General features: G+C 73.6%; 6 protein-coding genes and 1 pseudogene. 2 read left to right on the plus strand and 5 right to left on the minus strand.

The features are described 5' to 3' along the window. Positions 1 to 642, minus strand: a 642-nt coding sequence (locus tag HGA02_RS08310) for a LacI family DNA-binding transcriptional regulator (protein ID WP_168678625.1), incomplete at its 3' end; no start/stop codon positions are given. 192 nt (positions 643 to 834) lie between these two features. Here HGA02_RS08310 and manD point away from each other — a divergent pair. Further along, positions 835 to 2,196: a D-mannonate dehydratase ManD gene (manD, locus tag HGA02_RS08315; protein ID WP_210728322.1), complete on the plus strand. Its 1,362-nt coding sequence runs from the start codon at positions 835 to 837 to the stop codon at positions 2,194 to 2,196. 41 nt (positions 2,197 to 2,237) lie between these two features. Further along, on the plus strand, positions 2,238 to 4,310 hold the full coding sequence (locus HGA02_RS08320) for an alpha-glucuronidase (protein ID WP_343035379.1): 2,073 nt from the start codon (positions 2,238 to 2,240) through the stop codon (positions 4,308 to 4,310). 45 nt (positions 4,311 to 4,355) lie between these two features. On the opposite strand, the gene HGA02_RS08325 is transcribed toward HGA02_RS08320, so the two are convergent. The 4 genes and pseudogenes from HGA02_RS08325 to HGA02_RS08340 form a co-directional block, all read right to left on the minus strand. Continuing rightward, positions 4,356 to 4,739 carry a PIN domain-containing protein gene (locus tag HGA02_RS08325; protein ID WP_168678626.1) on the minus strand — a complete coding sequence of 128 codons (384 nt, stop codon included), beginning with the start codon at positions 4,737 to 4,739 and terminating at the stop codon, positions 4,356 to 4,358. Further along, positions 4,736 to 4,999 carry a type II toxin-antitoxin system Phd/YefM family antitoxin gene (locus HGA02_RS08330; RefSeq protein ID WP_168678627.1) on the minus strand — a complete coding sequence of 88 codons (264 nt, stop codon included), beginning with the start codon at positions 4,997 to 4,999 and terminating at the stop codon, positions 4,736 to 4,738. The genes HGA02_RS08325 and HGA02_RS08330 overlap by 4 nt, the downstream gene beginning before the upstream one ends. Before the next feature lie 104 nt (positions 5,000 to 5,103). Beyond that, the gene (locus HGA02_RS08335; protein ID WP_168678628.1) at positions 5,104 to 5,805 is read right to left on the minus strand and encodes a DUF624 domain-containing protein; all 702 of its coding nucleotides are present in this window, start codon (positions 5,803 to 5,805) and stop codon (positions 5,104 to 5,106) included. A gap of 5 nt (positions 5,806 to 5,810) precedes the next feature. After that, positions 5,811 to 6,169 (minus strand): annotated as a pseudogene (locus HGA02_RS08340) (GH39 family glycosyl hydrolase); the annotation flags it as partial.

Here is a 6,169-nt window from a genome sequence, read left to right on the forward strand (position 1 = left end):
GTAGGGGCCGAGGACGACGAGCTCGACGCCCAGACGGCGGGCGGCGGGTCGCAGCGCGGCGCGGCGGTGACGGTCCGACCAGGACGTGCGCGGGCCCGACGCGTAGGCGACGCGGCGGTGGCCGAGGGAGGCGAGGTGCTCGAGGGCCTGGACGGCGCCGCCGGGCGTGTCGAGCACGATGCCGTCGCCGTCGACGGGCCGGTTGATCGTCACGAGGGGCATGTCACGGGCCCAGCGCGCGAGCGTCGAGTCCTCGAGCCGCGGGGCGGCGAGGATCGCGCCGTCCGCGGACGAGCGGATCATGCGCAGCGCCCGCTCCTCGGCGGGGACCGACTCCTCGGTGTCGACGAGCACGTGGGTGTACCCGTCGACGCGCAGCCGTGACTGCACGCCGCGCACGATGCCGAAGAAGAAGGGGTTCGTGACGTCGGGCAGGACGAGGGCGACGGTGCCGGTGCGCCCGGAGCTCAGGGCGCGGCCGGACGCGCTGGGCACGTAGCCGAGCTCCTCGGCGGCGGCCCGCACGCGCGCGGCGGTGTCCTCGGTGATGCGGCCGGGCCGCGTGAGCGCGCGCGACGCGGTGGAGACCGCGACGCCCGCCGCGTCGGCGACGTCGCGGAGGGTGGGCCGGGTGCCCGGCATCGATGGTCTCCTCTCGGCCGCAGGTCGTCCGGTCGTCGTCGTCCGGCCTCCCGCGGCGGTGTCCATGCTGGTCCACGCGGTGCCGGGTTGGCAATATCTGGCAAGCGATTGCCGCATCGGGACGACGGTGTCTAGGCTCGACGACGGAACGGACCGCACGCGGCGACGGCGCCGCGCACGACGGGAGCACCGATGACGCCGCAGCACCCCGAGCCCACGACCGACACCCCCGCGAGCCCGACGACCGGCGCCGCGGACCCGCGCGACGTGACGACGACCGCACCGGCCGCCGCGGACGGAGGCCGCCCCGCGACCCGCCCGTCGGGCAGCGCGATCCGCTCGGCCGAGGTGCTGGTCAGCAGCCCCGACCGCAACTTCGTCACGCTCCGCGTCACGACCGAGGACGGCGTCGTCGGGCTCGGCGACGCCACGCTCAACGGGCGGGAGCTGTCCGTCGTCTCCTACCTGCAGGACCACGTCGTGCCGCTGCTGATCGGCCGGGACGCGCACCGCATCGAGGACACGTGGCAGTTCCTCTACCGGTCGGCGTACTGGCGGCGCGGCCCCGTGACGATGGCCGCCATCGCGGCGGTCGACGTCGCGCTGTGGGACATCAAGGCCCGCTACGCCGGCATGCCCCTGTACCAGCTGCTCGGCGGTGCGAGCCGGACCGGGATCATGGCGTACGGGCACGCGTCGGGCCGCGACCTGCCCGAGCTGTTCGACTCGATCCGCCACCACCAGGAGCTCGGGTTCCGGTCGATCCGCGTGCAGACGTCCGTGCCGGGCATCGACGCGGTCTACGGGGTCGCGGCGCAGCCGAGCAGCGGCGGGCGCTACGACTACGAGCCCGCGCAGCGCGCTCCCCTGCCCGCCGAGGAGGACTGGGACACCCGCGCGTACCTGCGTCACATCCCGCGCGTGTTCGAGGCCGTGCGCAGCGAGTTCGGGCCCGAGCTGCCGCTGCTGCACGACGGTCACCACCGCATGACCCCGATCCAGGCGGCGCGGCTCGGCAAGGACCTCGAGCCGTTCGACCTGTTCTGGCTCGAGGACTGCACGCCCGCGGAGAACCAGGAGGCGCTGCGGCTCGTCCGGCAGCACACGACGACCCCGCTCGCGATCGGCGAGGTGTTCAACACCGTCTGGGACTACCAGACGCTCGTCCGCGAGCAGCTCATCGACTACGTACGGTCCGCCGTCACGCACACCGGCGGGATCACCGCGCTGCGCCGCATCCTCGACTTCGCCGCGCAGTACCAGATCAAGTCCGGCATCCACGGGCCGACCGACATCTCCCCCGTGGGCATGGCCGCCGCGCTGCACCTCGACCTCGCGATCCACAACTTCGGGATCCAGGAGTACATGCAGCACGGCGCCCGCACCGACGAGGTGTTCCGGCAGTCGTTCACGTTCACCGACGGGTTCCTGCACCCCGGCGACGAGCCCGGACTGGGTGTCGTCTACGACGACGAGGTCGCCGACCGCTTCCCGTACCAGCCGGCATACCTGCCGTTCAACCGGCTCAAGGACGGCACCGTCCACGACTGGTGACGCACCCGCGCCGACCGGCTCCGCACCACGGAAGGACCCGCGTGACCAGCACCGACGCCCACCCCATGTGGCTGCCCGACGAGGCGCTGCGTCCGCTCGGCGAGCGCCGCGTGCTCGTCGCCGTCGGACCCGACGACCCGGTCGGCGCGACCGTCGTGGCCGAGGTCCGCGCCGCGACCGCACGCTGGGGCGGTTCGGTGACGGTCGCCTCGCCCGACGCGTCGCTGACGGGCGACGCGGCGCGCGGGCACGACGTCGTGCTCGCGCTCGTGCCGTCGTCGACCGCGTCCGACGAGCCGACCCGTGCGCTCGCCGACGACGTGCCCACCGCGAGCGGCTCGTTCGGCGTGCTGCGTGAGGGCGCGACGACGACGGTCCTCGGGCTGGACGCGGCCGGGCTGCTGTACGGGCTCCACCACCTCGTCCGGGCGGGTGCTGCTGCGTCAGAGGGCGACACGCCGCTCACCTGGTACTCGCCGACGAACGACGTCCGGATGCTCGACCACTGGGACAACGTCGACGTGCACCCGGTCATGGGGCAGGTCGAGCGCGGCTACGCGGGCGGCTCGATCTTCTACGCCGACGGTCGCGTGCGCGACGACCTGTCGCGCGTCGCCGCCTACGCGCGGCTGCTCGGGTCCGTCGGCATCAACGCGGTGTCGATCAACAACGTCAACGTGCACCGCACCGAGGCCCGCCTGCTCACGGACGGCCTGCCTGACGTGGCGCGCATCGCGGCTCTCTTCCGCCCGCACGGCATCCGCGTCCACCTGTCGGTGTCGTTCGCGGCGCCGATGACGGTCGGCGACCTGCCCACGTCGGACCCGCTCGACGCCGACGTCCAGGCCTGGTGGGCGGCGCGCGTCGCCGACGTCTACGACGTGGTCCCCGACTTCGGCGGCTTCGTCGTCAAGGCGGACTCGGAGGGCCAGCCCGGCCCGTTCGCGTACGGCCGCGACCACGCGGACGGGGCGAACCTGCTGGCCCGTGCCCTGAAGCCGTTCGGCGGCACGGTGTTCTGGCGGGCCTTCGTCTACGACCACAAGCAGGACTGGCGGGACCGCTCGACGGACCGCGCCCGCGCCGCGCACGACCACTTCTCCCCGCTCGACGGCCGCTTCGACGACAACGTCGTCCTCCAGGTGAAGTACGGGCCGATGGACTTCCAGACGCGCGAGCCCGTCTCCCCGGTGATCGCCGCGATGCCGGGCACGCGCCTCGCCGTCGAGCTCCAGGTCACGCAGGAGTACACCGGCCAGCAGCAGCACGCCGTGTGGCTGGGCCCGCAGTGGTCGGAGATCCTGCGCTTCCGGCCGTGGAAGGACGGCGGCCGGACCGTCGCGGACGTCGCCGCCGGGACCGCCGGGCCGCCCGACGCCCGTCGCGCCGGGCTCGTCGCGGTGTCGAACGTCGGCGACGACGCGTTCTGGACCGGCCACCCGCTCGCGCAGGCCAACCTCTACACGTTCGCGCGCCTCGCGTGGGACCCGTTCGCGGACCCGCAGACGCTGCTCGACGAGTGGATCGGGCTCACCTTCCCGGACGCCGACCCTGTCGTCCGCGAGACGCTGCACCGTGTCCTCGACGACTCGTGGCGCACGTACGAGGACTACACCGCCCCGCTCGGCGTCGGGTTCATGGTCCGGCCCGGCCACCACTACGGCCCAGACGTGGACGGCTACGAGTACACGCCGTGGGGCACGTACCACTTCGCCGACCGCGACGGCATCGGCGTCGACCGCACGCGCGCGACCGGTACGGGGTTCACCGGCCAGTTCCCGGCGCCGTGGCGGGACGTCTACGAGGACGTCGCGACGTGCCCCGACGAGCTGCTGCTGTTCTTCCACCACGTGCCGTGGTCGCACGTGCTGCACAGCGGGGTCTCCGTCGCCCAGCACGTCTACGACACGCACTGGGACGGCGCTGCGCGGACGGTCGAGAACGCCGCCGCGTGGGACGCGATCGCCGGTCAGGTCCCCGCCGACCTGCACGCGCGCGTCGCGGACCGGCTCGCCGAGCAGGTCCGCAGCGCCCACGAGTGGCGCGACCAGCTCCGCACCTACGTGTACCGCCACAGCGGCATCCTGGACACGACCGGCCGCTCGATCTTCTGACGACGGCCCGGCAGCGCGTCCCGCCGCATCGACCGCGCTCGACCTCTACGGAGTGCGAACCTCGAGGACCTCGTCGAGACCTGCGAAGTCGCGCACGTTGCTTGTCACGAGGACGGCAGCGTGGGCGTGCGCGGTCGCGGCAATCAGCAGATCGAAGGCGCGGGCGCGTGGCTGGCGACCGGCCGCGACGGTCTTCGCTGCCAGCAACGCGTAGGACGACGCGACCGCGTCGTCGACCGGCAGCGCGGCCAGCCCGGCCTCCGCGCTCGAGAGGACCCGCATCCGTGCCGCTCTGGTCTCCGGGGAGCGGGCGACCAGCACTCCGAACCGCAGCTCGGCCAGCGTCGCGACGCTGATCGCGGCCTCGTCCGCATTGCCGGTAGGCACGCGACCGTCGATCAGGATGTTCGTGTCGAGAATCAGCCTCACAGCTCGGCATCTCGTTCGTACGGATCGGTCGGAGCTCCGTCGACCGTCGCCATGTCCTCGTCCCAGTCGGGGTCGTGAACCCCGGGGAACAGAGCGGCGAGCTCCGCGAGCGGACGCCACGTCGGACGCACCTCGTCGTGTGGCACGAGGTCGGCGACGGGACGGCCGTGCACGGTGACGACCAGGCGGTCCCCGTCGGCGACGCGCCTCAGCACGCCGGACGCGTCCTGCCTGAGTTCCCTCACGCCGATCGTCCTCATGCTGCGACGGTAGCACCATGTGCTACATCGAGTTCGACGAACGCGTGGCCACCAGCCGACCACCGCCGGCCTTGAGCGAAGCGCCGGCGGCGTGCTCGACCGGCTCAGGTGGTGAAGCGGGATCTCGCGTCGGCGATCACCGGGGTGGCGTTGCGGACCAGGAGGGCGACCAGCGGGGACGCGAGCAGGACGAGGAGCCAGTCGGTCGCGAGCAGGGCGATGCCGACGGCGACCACGACGAGCGCGAGCACCCCGAGGCCACCGACCGGCTTGGCCGCGAGGTAGTGCGCGGACAGGCGCGCGACGTCGCGCGTGCGGAACGCGAACAGCGACGACAGGACGAGCGCATTCCCCGCCCACACCAGGACGGCGACGGCGATGACGAGGGACACGACGGCGAACGCGCCGCCGGACCCGCCCAGCGCACCGGCCCCCGCGACGTTGACCGCGAGCACCGTGAGCACGACGAGCGTCGGCACCCACCACCGCAGCACGTCGCGCCAGTTCAGCCGGTAGCCGCGCCAGTAGTGCCGTGCCGGTGACAGGTCGCGGTCACCGGGCTGCGTCGTGAGCCAGTCGCGCCAGGCGAAGACGGCGGCGGCGAGGGACGGTCCGAGCGGCACGGCCGCGAGCGCGAACAGCGGCGCGTTGCCGGGCACGCGGTCGAGCAGCACGAACGCCAGGAGGGTCGGGAGCGATGTGAGCACGAAGAGCCCCTCGATCACGACCGCCCAGTAGACCGCCGCGGACCCGCGCGAGAACGGTCCGCGGCCGACCTCGGAGAACCGCTCGGCGTCCGCACTCACGACGCTCACCGCGCCGGGCCGTCGTCGGGCGTGCGCGGCGTCGGGAGCTCCGGGTCGCCCACGTCGACGTGCGCCCGCGCACCGCTGAGGAGCGCCACCGCGCGCCCGGTCCCCGGCGGGTCGGCGACGAGCCGGTCGTCGTCGACGCCGAGCAGCCGGCGGTCGTCGAGGCCCTCGTGGAACGCCTCGGCGACGGGCGTGACCTCGACGAACGTGACCTCGTGCCGCGCGAGGGACAGGTCGAGCGAGACCCGGCCGTCGACGACCGGGTAGGCCGCGTGGGCCGACGACGGGCGGGCGAGGTCGCGCAGCAGGTCGACCTGGCGCTCGGTCGGGGAGAACGGTCGGCCGAGCTCGCGCCACG

Origin of the sequence: Cellulomonas septica (assembly GCF_012396155.1) — a bacterium.
Taxonomy (GTDB): Bacteria; Actinomycetota; Actinomycetes; order Actinomycetales; family Cellulomonadaceae; genus Cellulomonas; species Cellulomonas septica.

Bases quoted from the DNA above. Each gene is read 5' to 3' on its own strand.
- manD (WP_210728322.1), top strand. From the start codon at position 835: ATGACGCCGCAGCACCCCGAGCCCACGACCGACACCCCCGCGAGCCCG.
- HGA02_RS08330 (WP_168678627.1), bottom strand. From the start codon at position 4,999: ATGAGGACGATCGGCGTGAGGGAACTCAGGCAGGACGCGTCCGGCGTG.